This window comes from Paenibacillus sp. YAF4_2, from assembly GCF_052113225.1.
GTDB lineage: Bacteria > Bacillota > Bacilli > Paenibacillales > Paenibacillaceae > Pristimantibacillus.
Genome location: NZ_JBFRCT010000005.1, coordinates 404,239 through 421,265 on the forward strand (window position 1 = coordinate 404,239; position 17,027 = coordinate 421,265).

Here is a 17,027-nt window from a genome sequence, read left to right on the forward strand (position 1 = left end):
GAAAACAAAAGTAGGAGCTTGTAAACGTGACCTTATCCGATAGTACTCCATCATGGAAAAAACTTAGTCTTTATGCTGTGACATGGCCCATACTCGTAGACTTCGTGCTGCGGATGCTGCTGGGCACAGTTGATGTGTTTATGTTAAGCCGTATCTCCGACAAGGCGACAGGAGCAGTAGGCTTAGCCAATGAAATGATTTATTTTTGTATTCTGATGTTCGGCTTTGTTGGGGTAGGCACCAGCGTAGCGGTTGCCCAGTATATCGGTGCAGGCCGGGCGAAAGAGGCGAGCCGCATTTCGGCACTGGCGATTACGATGAACCTGATATTCGGAATCCTTGTCAGCATCGTTCTCGTAAGTTTTGGGGAGTCTCTGCTGCAGCTGTTGAAATTAAATCCCGAACAGATTGGAATTGCTAATCATTATTTGAAGATCATTGGCGGTTTTATTTGGATCGAGGCGCTTTCTTACGCCGTGTCGTCGGTCATCCGTTCGAGCGGAAACACGAAGAGCGTCATGTATGTCACGCTAGGTGTAAATATTGTTCATATTGCAGGAAACTATTTGCTCGTCTTTGGCAACCTGGGCTTCCCCGAATGGGGGGTTACAGGAGCGGCCATATCTACGGTCGTCAGTCGTTTGCTCGGCATTATCGTTTTATTTATCCTTTTGTATCGCCGGATTTCTGAACCCATTCGTCGTAAGGATTACGTGACCTGGAACGGTTCTTACGCGAAACAGATCATGAGCATTGGCTTGCCTGCCGCTGGGGAGCATATCTCTTATCAGTCGCAGTATCTGATGATTATTAGTTTTGTTAATATGATTGGCATCACTGCGTTAAATACGCATGTTTATGTTATGAATATATCGAACTATTTTATGGCGTTGGGATTATCGATCGGGGTGGGGACGGAAATCATCGTTGGACAAATGGTCGGTGCGGGGGATATGAAAGCGGCCTACCAGAGACTGATGAAGAGCTTGAAGGTCAGCTTCTTATTAACATTAGTGATCGTCGGTGTGGCAGCGATATTCCGGCATGAGCTGATCGGCATGTTTACAGATGATCCTGAGATCATCGCTGCTGGATCGAGTATTTTTTTGCTTTCCATCGTACTTGAACCAGGCAGAACCTTCAATACGGTTGTCATCAATTCGCTGCGTGCCGCCGGGGATGCGCGGTTTCCTGTCTTGATGGGCACCATCTCCATGTGGGGAGTATCCGTACCGCTTGCCTATTTGCTGGGCGTTCATTTCGGAATCGGACTGCTTGGCATATGGATTGCCTTTACGGTTGACGAGTGGCTGCGTGGACTCATGATGCTGCTTCGCTGGAGAAGTCGAGTCTGGGAAAAGAAAGCGCTAGTGAAGCCTGCTTCCGTTTCGGATAACGGCGTGGAAGCGCAGGCTTAAAAACGGATTTGAGAAGCTGATCCATGAGCAAAGCGTTCTGAATCGTACAATCGATTCGGACGCTTTTTTTTGCCTAACATGACTTACCCGTATCTTATTATGGATTTTTATCGTTAATAGATTGAAAATGAGGATAAAGGAGAGTGGCCGATCTATGGAAAAAATCGTCGCATTTGTATCAAGCATTTTTATCCCTGTAACCGACATTGCACGTTCAGCGGAGTGGTACGTACGAATGTTCGATCTGGAACCAATTGAAAAGACCGATTATCGAGTTGCACTCGCGTTCCCTAACTGTCAAACATTGGTTTTATTATGGAAAGTGGAAAAACCGCAGCCTGTTCAGTTCGATTCGGGCAGAGATAGGATGCCATATTACAATTTTACTTCGTACGATATTAACCATTCGTATAGTCAGCTTAAGGCTAAGGGAGCGAAGTTGAGCGAAATTCACGAAGAGGATGGATATCGATTTTTCGAAGCCTTTGATCCCGATGGCAATCCCTTAAGTGTCGTGGAAGAGCTGGGGCATACGCCGTATTTTACTCACAAGGATAAGATAAGGAAGCAACGATAGTGCCACAGGGGAATAATTCGGACGCAGGATATGAGGCGTTCTCGATAATGACGCTTCCGCTGCAAAACGATCTGAAAAGGTATTGTCTGGCAAAAGCCGGCTCGGCTTGGGACGCAGATGATTTGCTGCAGGAATCACTTTTTAAGGCCTATCGTTGGCATACTCGTTTTCCGGATAGAGAAATGACGAAGCCATTTTTGTTTCGAATCGCCTCCAACGCATGGATAGATATATGCCGCAGCCGTAAATTGCAGCCGCAAGTCGGACAGCTCGACGAACAACAGATCGCTTCCTATGATGAATGGAGTAGGTGGGATGTGCGTGAGGCGCTGGAACTATTGGCTGATCGGCTTGAACCAAGGCAAGTTGTTCTGGTATTGCTGATCGATGTCTTTCACTTTACCGCGAAGGAAACAGGAAAGCTGTTCGGACAATCCGAAGGCTCGATGAAGGCAGCTCTGAAGCGGGCGAGGACGAGGCTGAAGACGGCCGTCGAACGCCATCCTGAATGTTGGGATGATTCTGTGTCTATGGTTCCGCGCCGCGGACTTAGCATCGAGGTATTCGAAGCCCTTGTTGACGGTTTTCGCCGTGCGGACCCCTATGCGATATTCCGTTCGTATAGGGCGATGATAGACGATGGCGCCACGGTGGATCGGATCGAATTACGCGGCAATATGCTTTATTTTACAATCATCGACCCCGATGGCAATCTATTGACGATAACAGAGAAGTTGAAATGGCAAGACGGATAGTATCTTTCGAAATTCGAGGAGTGATTGCGGTTGTTGGAAATCTTGCAGCAGCAATACAGCTGGATCAGATTAGCAAGACAAAACATGTTTGCATTCTTGGAGGAACTTCCTCCTCAAATATTACACCATACAGTTTCCGAATTTGGACGTGGAACAATCATACGAACCTATATTCATGTCGTTGACTGTTACAGGTTCTGGTTGGAATCTTTTGCGTTTAAGAAGATCAACGAGCATAGGGATATTTCCGTACACGAGATTGAACGTGCAGATGTAAAGAACGTCCGCGAAAGATTTGAGGAAGTAGATGAACTCGTACAACGGTTCTTGCACGAATATCGCGATCGTTGGTCTGAATCTATCGAACAAGATGAGAGCTGGCAGGGTTACCCGAAGACAGCAACTCCTTTGCTGCTATTAACTCATGTTGAGACGCATGAATTTCATCACAAGGGTCAAATCGTATCGATGGCTAGACATCTGGGCTACCCGCCTCCAGCCGATGATCGTTTAGGCGGACTTTTTTAACTTACGGCTACCGAGGTCAATCCTACAGCTGGAGCGCTTGTTCTTTCGTGTTCTTGCTGTCTCATTCCGAATTCGTATGAACGCCTAATGTTCTGTGCTACATTAGGATCATATTAAGCCTCGGAAGGGAGTTCATAACACATGACCATACATGTGGAAATCGAACCTAAAATCTTGTATTTCGGCTCGCCTGTCGTGCTGATTAGCACGATGAATGCAGACGGAACACCCAATTTGGCGCCGATGTCGTCAGCGTGGTGGCTGAATCGGTCTTGCATGCTCGGATTAAGCAGTAGATCTCAGACCGCTCTGAATTTGATTAGAGAGGGAGAATGCGTGCTGAACCTGCCGTCTATCGACCTGATTCCTGCTATTGAAAGTCTCACCTTGGTAACCGGACGAAACCCGGTTCCGGAATCCAAGGCAGCTAGGGGTTATCAATTCGAGCCGGACAAATTCGGCAGGTCGATGCTCACCCCCTTACCATCTCAAGATGTCAAAGCTCCTCGCGTACAACAATGTCCCGTTCACTTAGAGGCGAAGCTTATAAAGGTACATCCGTTCGAAGAGCCGAGTTCATTGGTTGCATTAGAGGTCCACATCGAGAAAATTCACGTCGATCAAGATCTGACGATGATAGACCATCCCAATTACATTGATCCGTCCAAATGGAATCCAATGATTATGAACTTCTGTGAATATTTCGGCCTAAGCGAACAGCTTTCTAAATCGCGATTGTCCCCAGTATTTGGGCCAGGTGCAATGAAATAATGCTGATGGCGGGAGCATTATTGGATCCTGATAGCTCGCCATGAGCACCGCTCACACAAGCCCAGATAAATGCTGTAATATCCAAACTACAAAAAAAGAGATAAAAGTTCCGATTCAAAGAAGTGAAATACAGCCCACCTCATAACGAGGCTGGGCTGATTTAATTTGCAGGTATAAACTGATTTTAACTAGAGATAGGTCTTGAAAAACTAGAAGAACGGATTATGATGAAGAGGTAGCTAGAATCAGGGAGGGGCAAGGGAATGAGTCAATATGATGCAGAGTCTCTTTTGAAAGCGGTTACGGACCGGATGATTCCTAAGGATGATTGGCAGTCAGCAAGTGAAGCGGGAGTTGTAACCTATCTGGAGCAATATGCCGCGACAGGTGCTGCTGACTGGAAGAAGGTGATTGAACCTGGACTTCGCTTCTTGCAGGAGGAGGCATTAAAGCTTCATGGGAAGTCGTTTACCGATTTGTCAGCTAATGAGCAAGATCAGCTGCTCAAGAAGGCGGAGCTTGATGTCTTCATGGACTGGCCTGTTTCGTCAAAGCTGGTTTTCGATACGTTATTGAATCTAACTGCAGAGGGTTATTATGGTAGCCCGGATGCGGGAGGTAATAGAAAAGGTCAGTCATGGGACATGATAGGTTTTCGTCCCGGCTCTGTGGCAGGAACGGCTGCACCGGCTCCTGAAGCTGATCTGTCTCAGAAATCACTTGAACAGCTGCGGGACCGGTATGATGCCGTTGTGATTGGATCCGGAGCAGGGGGATCAGTAGCTGCGGCTGTCCTAGCCGAAGCGGGAATGCAGGTGCTTGTCGTCGAGCGCGGCAGCTGGCTGCAATACGATCAGGTTGGCAGGGATCACCTGCGGAATCACCGGATTAGCAAATATGGGCATAACACTGGACCGGATGTGGAAGGCAACCCCCGCACGATTATACTCGCGAATGGCAGCGAGCAAATGACGTTGCCTATTGATGGCGATTACCACAATAATGCGATGACGGTTGGGGGAGGAACGCGGGTTTATGGGGCGCAGGCATGGCGATTTCATTCGGATGATTTCCGTATGGCAAGCCGTTACGGAGTGCCAGAAGGAAGCTCGCTTAGCGACTGGCCAATTCGATATGAAGATCTTGAACCTTATTACGAGCGTGCGGAATGGGAGGTTGGCGTATCCGGTGATGGGAATGCCCACCCAGGGAGGGGCAAACGTCACAATGCTTATCCCATGCCGGCTATGCCTCTGACGCTGGAAGCCGAACGGTTAGCCCGCGCTGCCCAAAAGCTGGGATGGCACTACGGAGCAGTACCGCTTCTTATCAACTCTGTTGAAAGGGATGGAAGGCAGGCTTGCGGCAGATGTGGTCAATGCGTTGGATTTGCCTGTCCGACGAATAGCAAGAACGGCGGGCACAACACCATGCTGGTAAGAGCGTTAGCTACGGGCAATTGCGATCTGATCTGCGATACGATGGTGGAGCACATCGATACCGAAGGAGGAAGGCATGCGACCGGAGTTCGCCTGGTGCAGCAATTGAATGGTTCGATCCATCGGCGGCAAATAAGGGCAGGGCATGTAGTCGTAGCTGCGGGGGCGATCGAAAGTGCACGGCTCCTTCTGAATTCCGCAAGCGATGCAGAGCCGAACGGAATCGGCAATCGGAACGGCCAAGTCGGAAGAAACCTGCAAGGCCATGTTTATTCTGGAGCGTATGGGATTTTTGATGAGATCGTTCAAGACGGCTTTGGTCCAGGGGTCAGCATAGCGAGCTTCAGCTCTGAACATAGCAATAAGGGGATTATCGGCGGAGGGCTGCTCGCAAACGAGTTTACCCGGCTGCCTCTTATTCACTGGTATCGGGCACTTTCGCCGAATGCGGCAAGATGGGGAATTAAAGGCAAGGAGACAATGCGCGATACCTTCTTGCGCACGAGTCAAATTCAAGGCCCAATTCAAGAGATTCCAAACGCCGAGTCCAGGGTACTGCTCTCGAAGTCGGTTAAGGACCGTTTTGGCATACCGGTTGCATCCCTTTCCGGCAGCGTTCATCCTGAGTCTCTTCGTGCGTCGGCAGTAAATGGAGAGCAGGCTGAGAAGTGGCTTTGGACTGCTGGAGCGCGTGAAGTGTGGCAAACCAAGCCCGGTGGAGGGTTAAGTGGAGGGCAGCATCAGGCAGGTACACTGCGCATGGGGAACGATCCTGCCACATCCGTTACTGATCCATTTGGGCGCGTGCACGGATACGACAATCTGTGGGTGAGTGATGGCTCCGTTCATGTGACCAACGGCGGCGTTAACCCGGTGCTGACGATTATGGCCTTGGCTTTCCGCACCGCGGATAACCTGGTTAAGCTGGGCTAGCCAAAGAATGCCAAGAGCAAACTGTCATCCTTTTAAAGCAGAAAGACTATGCTATTGTGATAGTAAAAACGGACCTACATAGGAGGATCGAGCATGGCATTTAAGCTATGGACTCGTTTGACGGCATTATCTTTACTCTCCTTACTTGTATTAAGTTCTTTGCCAATGGGGTTACAGAAGGCTGACGGAGCGGAGAAACGGGAGGTTGGCATATCGTCGGGGGATTCCTTTGCTATTGTGTTGCAGAGTGATGGTACCGTATGGGGATGGGGAAGTAATGCTGCCGGCCAATTAGCCACAGGTCAAATATCCCAGAAGGCAATGACGCTGCCAATCCAAATTAAAGGGATTAAAAGCATTAACAAAATCGTGGCCGGCGGGTCACATGCCTTTGCAATGGCGAATGGAAAGGTCTGGGGATGGGGACTCAACCGTGCAGGACAAGTCGGCATTGACTCCAGAGCAGAATACATTACGCAGCCGGCTCTTATCCCGCAATTGAAAGACGTCGTTTCTATTAGCGGAGGCAATTCTTATAATCTGGCCTTAACGAAGAAGGGTGCTGTACTCGCTTGGGGAGATAATACATCGGGTCAGCTTGGCACAGGGAATAATAGACTTAGCCGAGAGCCGGTAGAAGTACCGGGGCTAACGAATGTCGTCTCGATTTATGCCGGGTATAAGACCTCCTATGCGATCCGTGATGACGGTACATTGTGGGCATGGGGAGATAATTCAGGCTATCAATTAGCGGACGGAACAAAGACTAACCGGAATAAGCCCCTGCAGGTGAAAGGCATTTCCTCCGTGCAGCAAGTAGCCAGCGGTTCATCCCCGCATACGGTCGTGGTGAAAAAGGATGGAACGGTATGGACGTGGGGAGTAAATGGCAGTGGACAGCTTGGGAACGGTGGCGTCTCCTTGAAGAGCGTTGATCATGATCAGAAACGCCCTGCCAGAGTTCAAGGAATCAGCGGTGTTATCAAGGTTGCTGCCAGCAAGGGCAATACACTTGCACTGACGCAGACCGGAGCGGTGTATATCTGGGGCGGCAACGAGATCGGTCAAATTGGTGACGGGAAGAGTAACCGAACAACACCTTTTCATTTTCCTGGGTTAACCGGCATTGTTGATGTAGCAGCTTCCTCTTCGAGAAGTTTCTACGCCTTAGATACGAATGGTTACCTGTGGGCATGGGGAGATAACGTGAATGGGATGATTGGGAACGGCCAGGAGACGATTATCGACCTTAAGAATCCGGCGAAAATCGTTACTAATCATAATCAGACGTCAGCTTATAGAGTAATGAAATTATAACAGCAGTTAAGTGCAAAAAGGGAGAGTCACCTATCCGGTGGCTCTCCCTTTAATCTGTGAGCAGACGGATCTGATACAAATCATAAGTTCCATCTCCTTGTTTGACATAATGGACGGTATACTTCCGGTTGATCTCAACCGTGCTCCAGAGTGTTTCTTCCACATTCAGTTTAACTGTGCTTTTGAACTTCTTTTTATCTGGATATACAGCCAGGATCCAATAGTGCCCGTTATCCGTTGTTCCCTTATCTGTAACCAGAACATTGGAGACAATCGCTCTCGTTTCTGCGGAATGCTCATTATGCCGGGAACAAGCAGCAAGCAGCAGACTAGCGACAAATAGAGGGATAAAAGCGCACCATAGGTTTCTTTTCCAAGCCAATAGTCGCACCTCCTGTCGATCCTTATACATTGCAGATACTTATTGGCGTCAGTCGATAGTCAGTAAAACATCAGTCGACAGCCTTCGAGCTAAAGGTATAATTAATAGATGAGGTATTTCTACAAATGGTGGTGATAGTATTTTATATTTTATTGCTTTTCTGCTGTCTTTTGTGACGGTACTCGTGTTAATTCCTCCATTCAGTAAATTGGCGTTTAGAATTGATTTTGTGGACAAGCCTAGAAAAAATATTGAGCGTAAACTGCATCGAAAGCCTATTCCGCTTACAGCTGGTTATGCTATTTTTATTGGCTTTTTTGTTGCTTACTTAGTTGTCGTTCGGGATTTCTCTATGGAAACAGGGGCTATTTTTCTGGGTGGGCTATTGTTGCTAGCGATTGGTACGGTTGATGATTGGTATAAGACAAAAGGGAAGGACTTCCCTGCTCTGCCCAAACTGATTGTTCAGCTCTCCGCTGCTATATTAGTCTATGCCGCAGGTGTTGTGTTTACCGGCTTTGTTAATCCGTTTTCTGGTGAATATGTTGAGCTTCCTGTCATTTTGCAGTTTATTTTAACTACGCTGTGGATATTTGGTGTTACGACAGTCATCAACTTCTCGGATGGACTGGATGGACTAGCTGGTGGGCTGTCTGCCATATCTGCGATGACTTTGTTTATTGTGGCGTTAACCATGGGACAGTCGAACTCTGCTAGTATGGCTATTATTTTAGTAGGTATAACATTAGCGTATTTAAGATTCAATAAACCTCCGGCTAAAATATTTATGGGCGATGCGGGAGCTACTTTTCTTGGATTCATGCTCGCTGTTATTTCATTAGACGGGGCTTTCAAGCAAGCAACGGCGCTCTCTATCTTCATTCCGATCCTTGCATTAGGCGTACCGATATTCGATAACCTGTATGTGATGATCAAACGATTTCTGCAAGGAAAAGCGATCTACCAGGCAGACGCTAGTCAGGCTCATTACCGTTTGCTAAGGGCGGGGCTTAATCACAAGCAGGCTCTAATGGTATTGTGCTTAATGGGCACATGTATGGGCTTGTCCTCTATTATTTTAATGCTGGTACAAGTGTAAGAGGAAATATAGCAGTTTACGCATGAAAAAACAGAGCACGGCGAGAAAAAACGCTGTACTCTGTTTTTTGTTTTGGAAAATACTTAATTCACATGTGCTCTGGAAGACATAACGTCGGGCATCCCTCAAGGTTTATATTGTTAAATTCCGATGGGGATGATAGTATATAGAAAAATATGTAAGGGAGTGGATGGAATGAGTAAGCCGCTTTTAGTTATTGTTGGAGCAGGACAGGGAGTGAGCGCCGCCGTTGCGCGTAAATTTGGATCCAATGGGTTCCGGGTTGCACTTATCGCACGTAATCAAGGTTCTCTGGATACGTTAGTGAATGATCTTAAGGATGAGACTGTCGAGGCGTTCGCTATAACAGCGGATGCAACGAACACAGAGTCGGTCGAAAATGCGTTTCGGGTTATTAGAGAACAGTTCGGCACGCCGGATGTCTTACTCTACAATGCGGCTGTCATTTCACAGTCCACGGTTTCTAACTTAAACGAACAGCAATTAATTGATGAATTCAAAGTAAATGTCGTTGGTGCGTTGACGAGCGTTAAGCAGGTCGTACCCGCATTCGTGGAACGCAGAGAAGGGACAATTCTTATTACAGGTGGTGGACTTGCGATCACTCCGAATCCGGAATATGCTTCGTTATCGATCGGTAAAGCTGGGGTCCGCTCACTCACTTATTCCTTAGCTCAGGAACTGAAAGCTCACAGTATCTACGTTGGTACAGTCACAATCGGCGGGTATGTATCCAAAGGTACATTTTATGATCCGGATCAAATTGCTGAGAAGTACTGGGAGCTGTATCAAGAGCGTGACGAAGTGGAGTATGTGTTTGCCCAATCCTAAAGTGCTAAGTTAGCAGGTTATTAAATAGTTGAGAAAATAAGATGATTTTAGAACAGAGCAACGGGATGCTATCCTCGGTTGCTCTTTTTTTTGCAATTGTCCATCTCTGCTGCCGTAATCGTCTATTTTTTCAGCCGTTATTGAGACTCGGGCATAATCAATCACCGCAATAATATAATGAATATATTTTATTTTGACATATTAGACCTAGACATAATATATTGGATGAAGATGGAATTCAATTAGTACTGTCACCGGAAAGGTGGAGATGAGCACTGGATGACAAGTAAAACGGATACTTACCGGCAATTACGCTCCTATTGGAGCAACAACATGTTCTTTTTGGGCATCGCGTATCGAACTGCTCCGCGTCGAGTTATTTTGCAATTCATTCTTAGCATGTTGAACTATGGAATCGATTATTTGTATGCGATCCTGTTCATCGGTTACGTGTTTGGCGCTGTCGAGCATGGTACGCCTTATGTGCATGTGCTCGTCTTTATTGCGGCTATGATGGTGGTGTCCTTCTCCTTAACGCTCATCTCTGAATGGTTTCAGAACCGGTACAAGCTGGTGTGTGATCTGAAGATCTCCCAGGAACTGAATCGTATGCTGTTCGAGAAAGCTTCAGAGGTAGAGCTCGCTTGTTACGAGGATGCAGAGTTTTATGACAAATATACCCGGGCTGGCAATGAAGCCGATACGCGAATGGCTAGTGTTCTGGACAATTTAACTAATTTTTTTGGCGCGCTGACTTCGTTTGTTCTACTTATGTTTACCGTCATTTATCTCGATCCAATCGCACTTATATTTATGATTCTTCCGGCCTTGACCAAATTGACGATTACGGTTCGTCGCAACCGGGCGCTATATGAGCTTAACAAAGCGAATACAGCCCCTGTCAGGGTAAGCAAATACGTCAATCGTATCGCTTACCTCGAGAGCTTCGCCAAGGAGCTTAGAATGTCGCATATTTTTCGGGTATTGCTTGGCCGATATGATCGGGCAATTGACGTCATGCGTGGGAACTTCCTTCATTTGGGCAGGAAAGCTGCTAAATACCGGGCGCTTGATGACGTGTTTGGCAGAGTCGCTCCTTTCCCGCTGGCTATGATGTATGCGGCTGTTAGTGTGCTGGTACTCCATAGAATTAAAGCTTTTCAATTCATCGTTATGCTTAACGCAATTAATAATTTATCCCGCTCTGTTGCGGAGGTATCGGGGTTCTTCACGAACTTACAGGAAAACGGCATCTATATCGAAAATGTACGAGAGTTTCTTCGGTATGAGCCGGTTATCTCGGAGAGTCAACCTGGGCTTAAGCCGGAAGGAGAACGGCTGCGGCTTGAGCTGGAGCAGGTAGGTTTCGTCTATGACGGCGGCTCCAAGCCGATATTAAGCGGGATTCATTTCAAGGTGGAGCCTGGCGAGAAGATTGCCCTCGTTGGCCACAACGGGGCTGGTAAATCCACATTAATTAAGTTAATCATGAGGCTGTACGATCCTACAGATGGGGTCGTTCGCTTGAATGGAGTGGCCGCTAGTGATTACGAGGTGAAGGGTTACCGGGAAATCTTCGGTACGGTGTTCCAGGATTGCAAGGTGATGGCGATGCCGCTCGCGGATAACCTGTTCATGCGAAGGGCTTCCACAGGTGAGTATAAACAAGCGGAAGAAGTGTTGGAGGCGGTAGGCGTCTATCCGAAAATAGCCAGCCTTGGCGGATCGGCAGCTTCTGTGATGACTCGCGAGTTCGATGACAAAGGACTCGTTCTCTCGGGTGGCGAGGTTCAGAAGATTTCGATCGGCCGTCTGTTTGCCAGTGACAGCCGTATTGCGATATTGGATGAGCCGTCTAGTGCACTGGATCCTGTGGCGGAGTACCACATGTTTGAGCTGCTGCTGCAAGCTTCGGAAGGCCGGACCGTCATCTTTATATCTCATCGGCTTTCCTCGGCTGCGCTGGCGGATCGTATTTTCCTGTTAGAGCATGGCCAGATCGTTGAGAGTGGTAACCATGAAGAGTTGATGGCGCTCGGCGGCAAATACGCAGATATGTTCCACAAGCAGGCGGAGTCTTACAGAGAGGAGGCTATTAAAATTGGGTAAGCGGGGAGAAATTGTTCGCAATAATCTTTTTATGCTCGGCTATGTCTTCCGGATTGTCCCTCTCTACGCCGTGGTGCATCTGTTCATGCAAGCGCTGTTTGGCCTCTTCGATGTCATGTGGGGGATTCTGCTGATCAAACTCGTTGTAGACGCAGTAACGGTCAGCCAGTCTTTTGTACCCGTGCTGCTTGCTGCAGGGGGGTATCTGCTCTACGGCTCGATCATTCAGACAGCCGCAGCCTATGTGTACGAGATGTTCGCGCCTATTCAACTTCAGAGGCTGAACAAAGCCATGCAGGAGGAGCTTTTCCTGAAGGCGATCAAGATGGATTACTCTCGTTATCATGATCCGGAATTTTTTAACCAGTTCGTCTGGGCAGCCTCTCAAACCGAAGGTAAGGCGGCAGTCGTGCTGGATCATGCGGCGTCGCTTCTCAAGAACGTCATTACGGTGTCCGGCATCCTTGTTGCCTTGCTTACCTTGAATCCGCTTGGCGTTGTAGTTGTCATTGTCGGAATGGCTGCAAGGTTCGGGCTTACGATCTTGAGCAATAAGGTTCAATTCAAAAGTGAGCTGGAGTCCAAGCCTCTCGAGCGCAAGAAAAGCTACATCAGCCGGGTGTTTTATTTGCCTGACTATGCCAAGGAGCTGCGGACCAGCCGGATTACGGATCCGCTCATGGAGGATTACCGGGACACAAACGTCGCGATGCAGCAGGTTGTGCGCAAATATTCGTCTCGTATCATCGTTTTTCAGGTATTGAATAACTTCGTATTTCGCTCGCTTCTCATGGACGGCCTATATTTCGCATTCACCGCTTATCAGGTGATTGTCCTGCATACGATGACTTACGGGACATTTGCTGCCGTCACAAACGGCGTATGGACCATGGGGTGGAGCCTCAACAATCTGATTGATTCGGTAACAGCCTTCCAGAAGAACAATCTCTATATTCGGAAATTAAGAGGCTTTCTGGAGGACGAGCCGCGGATGGAAGATCCAGCCGAGCCCGTTGCAATGCCCGACAAGCCGAAGGAGATTAGGTTGTCTGATGTCAGCTTCACCTACGAGAACAGCGACCAGCCAACGCTTATTGATATCAACATGAACATTCAGCCCAAGGAGAAGATCGCTATAGTCGGCTATAACGGGGCGGGCAAATCAACGCTGATCAAGCTGCTGCTGCGGCTCTATGATGTGACGGAAGGCGAGATCGCCTACGATGCACGTAATATCAAAGCTTATCAGGCAGAAGACTACCGTGCTGCGTTTGGTGTTGCATTCCAGGATTTCCAGCTCTTTGCGGCCAGTCTAGCGGAAAATGTTTGGATGGATCAGGTGTCAGCTGAGGATAAGGGGTTGAATGACAAAATCTATCAAGCCCTGCATAAAGCAGATTTCGCTGATCGCTTGAGCCGTCTGGATAAAGGCCTGCAAACGGAGCTGACGCGGGAATTTTCAGAAGAAGGGCAAATATTCTCAGGGGGTGAATCGCAAAAGATCGCAATCGCGCGTGCTTTTGCGAAGCCATGCTCCGTCCTTATTCTGGATGAGCCTTCTAGTGCACTTGATCCGATCAGTGAATATAACCTGAATCGGGCGATGCTCGAGGCTGCCGAGGACAAGACGGTTATCTTTATCTCACACAGACTGTCAACGACGCGGCTTGCTGATCGTATCTATATGATGGAGAACGGCAGAATTATTGAATCAGGGAGCCATGATGAGCTAATACACCTGGATGGAAGCTATGCTCGTCTTTTCCAGCTTCAGGCGGGACGTTATCGAACAGCTTAATATAGCTGACTAACTGATAGGGAGTGAAACGTTAATGGATATATCAATTATTCAGCCAGAATGGAAAGTAGAGAAGATTGAGGTTGCAACTCTTACAGGTGAGCGCGCAAGAAGCGCGGGTTCCAACGGCAGGCTTGGTGATCACGGTAAAAGCTGTTCGGTTCGTATCGCCCGAGTTACGATTGACGGCGAGACAGGCTTTGGTCACACGGGAGCATTGTCGAAGGAATTGGCGGAAGCCGTTATTGGCATGAGGCTGATCGATCTGTTCGACGAGAGTGGAAGAGTGCTTGAACCGTATCGTACACCACTTGAATATCCGATTTTGGATTGGCTGGGGCAAAGACTAAACACTCCTGTATACGAATTGGTAACCGCTATTAATCGCGAGCCGGGTTCGCCGCTTGTTGTACCTTGTTATGATACTTCGCTGTACTTCGATGATCTTCACCTGCAGAATGAGCGGGATGCGGTGGCGCTGCTCCAAGAGGAAGCTGAGCAGGGGTTCAACAAAGGTCATCGGAATTTCAAGATTAAAGTCGGCCGTGGAGGCAGACACATGCCGCTATGGGAAGGGACAAAGCGGGATATAGCCATCATTCATGGTGTCGCTGAAGTTGCGGGGCCAGCGGGAAAGATTATGATAGATGCCAACAATGCTTATAACTTGAATTTGACCAAAGAAGTGCTGGCAGCCGTCCAAGACGTGAATCTTCATTGGGTCGAAGAGGCTTTTCACGAGGATGATGCCTTGTATGCGGATTTGAAAGCGTGGCTTCGTAAACGTGGACAAAACGTACTCATTGCCGATGGAGAGGGACTTGCATCTCCACATCTCGTCCATTGGGCGAAAAAAGGTCTTGTTGACGTGCTGCAATATGACATTATTTATCCAGGCTTTACGCATTGGCTGGAGCTTGGTGCTGAGCTTGACCAAGCGGGGCTGCGTTCTGCACCGCATTGTTACGGTAATGCCTACGGCATCTACGCGCTTAGCCATATCGCTGCTGCGATTAATCATTTCGAATTCGTCGAATACGATAATATCGCAATCGAAGGCATGGATACATCGGCATATCGAGTGGAGAATGGCCAGTTCTACGTTCCGAATAGGGCTGGTTTTGGTCTTGATTTTGATGAGGAGCTGTTTGTAAGTCGGGTTCTGGCAAACGGCTGGAGCCGTTAACGGAGTTAGTGGTATGATAGTGGGCAACAATACGAAATAGGTTGAGGTATCTATGAAGCTAGAACGCTTGATCTCCATCATCTACAAGCTGCTTAATAACGATGTTCTGCCGGCATCCACTCTAGCAGAAGAGTTCCAGGTTTCTCAGAGAACGATCTACCGGGATATCGATGTGATCTGTGCGGCGGGATTTCCGGTTGTGTCGTATCAGGGGAACAAGGGCGGCTTTGGCATGATGGACGGATTCAAAATGGATAGAAGTCTGCTTGGTTCGTATGACGTCGATTCCTTGATCACCGTACTGAAGGGGCTCTCCACCGTCTTTGAGGACGAACGTGCGCAGGGGACGATCGAGAGACTGCAAACGATCGGAACGGAACAGCAGAATTCCCGCTTAGCTGTAGATTTTGAAACCCGCCGGATGGATCCCGAAGTCCTTCCGCTAATACGTCAAGCCATTTCGGCACGGACAATTATCCGGTTTGATTACATTAGTGGGAAGAACGAGCGAACAACCCGTGAAATGGAACCAATCAGGCTGCATTTCAAGTATGGCAACTGGTATATGTATGGCTATTGCAGAACGCGCTGCGATTATCGGGAGTTCCGGCTTTCCCGGATGGTGGAGTTATCCCTGACAGAGCATACCTTTCAGCCGCATCAGGAGGTGCCTGAGGAGGCTGGTCCATTTGTGGGGGAGCAGATTCACGTAGAAGATGTCGTGATCCGGGTCGGGCCGGAGGCTTTGGCGGAAGCGATGGATCAGTTTGGTCATGTGGAAAAATCCTTTCATACGGACGGCAGCATGATGATGCGAATCCCGGTGTATAAGCCTCTGGAGGCCTGCTGGCTATGGGCTATTCTGCTAAGTTTCGGCAGCGGCGCCGAAGTGCTCGAGCCACATGGACTGCGAGATATTTTAAAACAAGAGCTTCGAAAAACACTGCAATTTTATGAGTAGTATGACACACAGTTGTCATACTACTTTTTTTATAATGACAACATGACCAATCAAAAAGGAGACGATATACATGATGAATTATCCATCAGAAATGTTTAACTACCACACTTGGGCAAGCCAGACGATCCTTGGGAGAATCAAGGAGCTGCCAGCCGCTGTACTGCATCAGGAAGTCAACAGCTCTTTCCCAACGATCGCCCACGCACTTAATCATATTTATGCCGTTGATAAAATGTGGTATATGGTGTTAACGGGCACCGATATGGGAGAAGCGCTGCAAGAATGCATGCCGTTAAATGGGCGTATCCTTCAGACGGTTGATGAGTACGTCAAACTTTTCGCCGAGCTATCTGAACAATTCAGAGAATGGATCGGTAGTGAGTCCGATTTGGACCGAACCATTATGCTTAACAATCCATATGCGGGAATACGTGAAACACGCCTATCAGAGATCGTGCTTCAGGTGGCTAATCACGGAAGCTACCATAGAGGCAATATTTCCACTATGCTGCGTCAGTTGGGGCATGCTTCTACGATGAACGACTACGTTTTATTCTTATATCAGCAGCCTGCGGAACAGGCAGAGGTTTCATAGGTTAGGGTAACACGGCGACAGTGCACGGTATATCGTGCACTGTTTTTTTGTGTGATCTCCTGTACGACTCGGGAGCCATCTCTTTTGCCTCTGCTTGACAGATTAAATGTAACAAACATTACATAAAGTGTTAATTTAATGGTGTAAATTATTGATATATTCGATTGCTTGTCGCAGGTCATGACGAAATTTATCGAAAAATGCCATAACCTACTCAATTAATGAGACGAATTTCCTCATTTTTTAATTTTAATGTCATGTATATTGACATCAAAATTGCCCCCTCCTATAATGATGATGCGAACGA

Annotated in this window: 15 protein-coding genes; 14 read left to right on the forward strand and 1 reads right to left on the reverse strand. The window is 47.9% G+C overall.

Annotated features, from left to right (window positions below; genetic code table 11):
• Positions 1-26: 26 nt before the first annotated feature.
• The 7 genes from AB4Y93_RS14895 to AB4Y93_RS14925 all read left to right on the forward strand — a co-directional run bounded on the left by AB4Y93_RS14895 (position 27) and on the right by AB4Y93_RS14925 (position 7,738).
• On the forward strand, positions 27-1,418 hold the full coding sequence (locus AB4Y93_RS14895) for an MATE family efflux transporter (protein WP_441893206.1): 1,392 nt from the start codon (positions 27-29) through the stop codon (positions 1,416-1,418).
• Positions 1,419-1,572: 154 nt separating this feature from the next.
• On the forward strand, positions 1,573-1,995 hold the full coding sequence (locus AB4Y93_RS14900; protein WP_441893208.1) for a VOC family protein: 423 nt from the start codon (positions 1,573-1,575) through the stop codon (positions 1,993-1,995).
• Positions 1,995-2,750, forward strand: a complete 756-nt coding sequence (locus AB4Y93_RS14905) for an RNA polymerase sigma factor (RefSeq protein WP_441893210.1) — start codon at positions 1,995-1,997, stop codon at positions 2,748-2,750. Before AB4Y93_RS14900 ends, AB4Y93_RS14905 begins: the two co-directional genes overlap by 1 nt.
• A gap of 30 nt (positions 2,751-2,780) precedes the next feature.
• Positions 2,781-3,278 (forward strand): DinB family protein, encoded by a 498-nt coding sequence (locus AB4Y93_RS14910; protein ID WP_441893212.1) that lies wholly within the window; start codon positions 2,781-2,783, stop codon positions 3,276-3,278.
• A gap of 147 nt (positions 3,279-3,425) precedes the next feature.
• Positions 3,426-4,049, forward strand: coding sequence for a flavin reductase family protein (locus AB4Y93_RS14915; protein ID WP_441893331.1), 624 nt, complete (start codon positions 3,426-3,428; stop codon positions 4,047-4,049).
• A gap of 263 nt (positions 4,050-4,312) precedes the next feature.
• On the forward strand, positions 4,313-6,421 hold the full coding sequence (locus AB4Y93_RS14920) for a gluconate 2-dehydrogenase subunit 3 family protein (RefSeq protein WP_441893214.1): 2,109 nt from the start codon (positions 4,313-4,315) through the stop codon (positions 6,419-6,421).
• Between the two features lie 93 nt (positions 6,422-6,514).
• A complete protein-coding gene (locus AB4Y93_RS14925; RefSeq protein ID WP_441893216.1) occupies positions 6,515-7,738 on the forward strand; it encodes an RCC1 domain-containing protein in 1,224 nt (407 codons plus the stop codon).
• A 49-nt stretch (positions 7,739-7,787) separates the two neighbouring features.
• Here AB4Y93_RS14925 and AB4Y93_RS14930 read toward each other — a convergent pair whose 3' ends face one another.
• The gene (locus tag AB4Y93_RS14930) at positions 7,788-8,120 is read right to left on the reverse strand and encodes a hypothetical protein (RefSeq protein WP_441893218.1); all 333 of its coding nucleotides are present in this window, start codon (positions 8,118-8,120) and stop codon (positions 7,788-7,790) included.
• 139 nt (positions 8,121-8,259) lie between these two features.
• On the opposite strand from AB4Y93_RS14930, the gene AB4Y93_RS14935 reads away from it, so the two are divergent.
• The 7 genes from AB4Y93_RS14935 to AB4Y93_RS14965 all read left to right on the forward strand — a co-directional run bounded on the left by AB4Y93_RS14935 (position 8,260) and on the right by AB4Y93_RS14965 (position 16,720).
• Positions 8,260-9,219 carry an MraY family glycosyltransferase gene (locus AB4Y93_RS14935; protein WP_441893333.1) on the forward strand — a complete coding sequence of 320 codons (960 nt, stop codon included), beginning with the start codon at positions 8,260-8,262 and terminating at the stop codon, positions 9,217-9,219.
• Between the two features lie 195 nt (positions 9,220-9,414).
• Positions 9,415-10,071, forward strand: coding sequence for an SDR family NAD(P)-dependent oxidoreductase (locus AB4Y93_RS14940; RefSeq protein WP_441893221.1), 657 nt, complete (start codon positions 9,415-9,417; stop codon positions 10,069-10,071).
• A gap of 279 nt (positions 10,072-10,350) precedes the next feature.
• Positions 10,351-12,180 (forward strand): ABC transporter ATP-binding protein, encoded by a 1,830-nt coding sequence (locus AB4Y93_RS14945; RefSeq protein ID WP_441893223.1) that lies wholly within the window; start codon positions 10,351-10,353, stop codon positions 12,178-12,180.
• Positions 12,173-13,978: an ABC transporter ATP-binding protein gene (locus tag AB4Y93_RS14950; protein ID WP_441893225.1), complete on the forward strand. Its 1,806-nt coding sequence runs from the start codon at positions 12,173-12,175 to the stop codon at positions 13,976-13,978. The genes AB4Y93_RS14945 and AB4Y93_RS14950 overlap by 8 nt, the downstream gene beginning before the upstream one ends.
• A 34-nt stretch (positions 13,979-14,012) precedes the next feature.
• On the forward strand, positions 14,013-15,164 hold the full coding sequence (locus AB4Y93_RS14955) for an enolase C-terminal domain-like protein (RefSeq protein WP_441893227.1): 1,152 nt from the start codon (positions 14,013-14,015) through the stop codon (positions 15,162-15,164).
• A 52-nt stretch (positions 15,165-15,216) separates the two neighbouring features.
• A complete protein-coding gene (locus AB4Y93_RS14960) occupies positions 15,217-16,125 on the forward strand; it encodes a helix-turn-helix transcriptional regulator (RefSeq protein ID WP_441893229.1) in 909 nt (302 codons plus the stop codon).
• 73 nt (positions 16,126-16,198) lie between these two features.
• Positions 16,199-16,720, forward strand: coding sequence for a DinB family protein (locus AB4Y93_RS14965; RefSeq protein WP_441893335.1), 522 nt, complete (start codon positions 16,199-16,201; stop codon positions 16,718-16,720).
• Positions 16,721-17,027 lie beyond the last annotated feature (307 nt).

Bases quoted from the DNA above. Each gene is read 5' to 3' on its own strand.
- AB4Y93_RS14900 (WP_441893208.1), top strand. From the start codon at position 1,573: ATGGAAAAAATCGTCGCATTTGTATCAAGCATTTTTATCCCTGTAACC.
- AB4Y93_RS14920 (WP_441893214.1), top strand. From the start codon at position 4,313: ATGAGTCAATATGATGCAGAGTCTCTTTTGAAAGCGGTTACGGACCGG.
- AB4Y93_RS14925 (WP_441893216.1), top strand. From the start codon at position 6,515: ATGGCATTTAAGCTATGGACTCGTTTGACGGCATTATCTTTACTCTCC.
- AB4Y93_RS14940 (WP_441893221.1), top strand. From the start codon at position 9,415: ATGAGTAAGCCGCTTTTAGTTATTGTTGGAGCAGGACAGGGAGTGAGC.
- AB4Y93_RS14945 (WP_441893223.1), top strand. From the start codon at position 10,351: ATGACAAGTAAAACGGATACTTACCGGCAATTACGCTCCTATTGGAGC.
- AB4Y93_RS14955 (WP_441893227.1), top strand. From the start codon at position 14,013: ATGGATATATCAATTATTCAGCCAGAATGGAAAGTAGAGAAGATTGAG.
- AB4Y93_RS14960 (WP_441893229.1), top strand. From the start codon at position 15,217: ATGAAGCTAGAACGCTTGATCTCCATCATCTACAAGCTGCTTAATAAC.
- AB4Y93_RS14965 (WP_441893335.1), top strand. From the start codon at position 16,199: ATGAATTATCCATCAGAAATGTTTAACTACCACACTTGGGCAAGCCAG.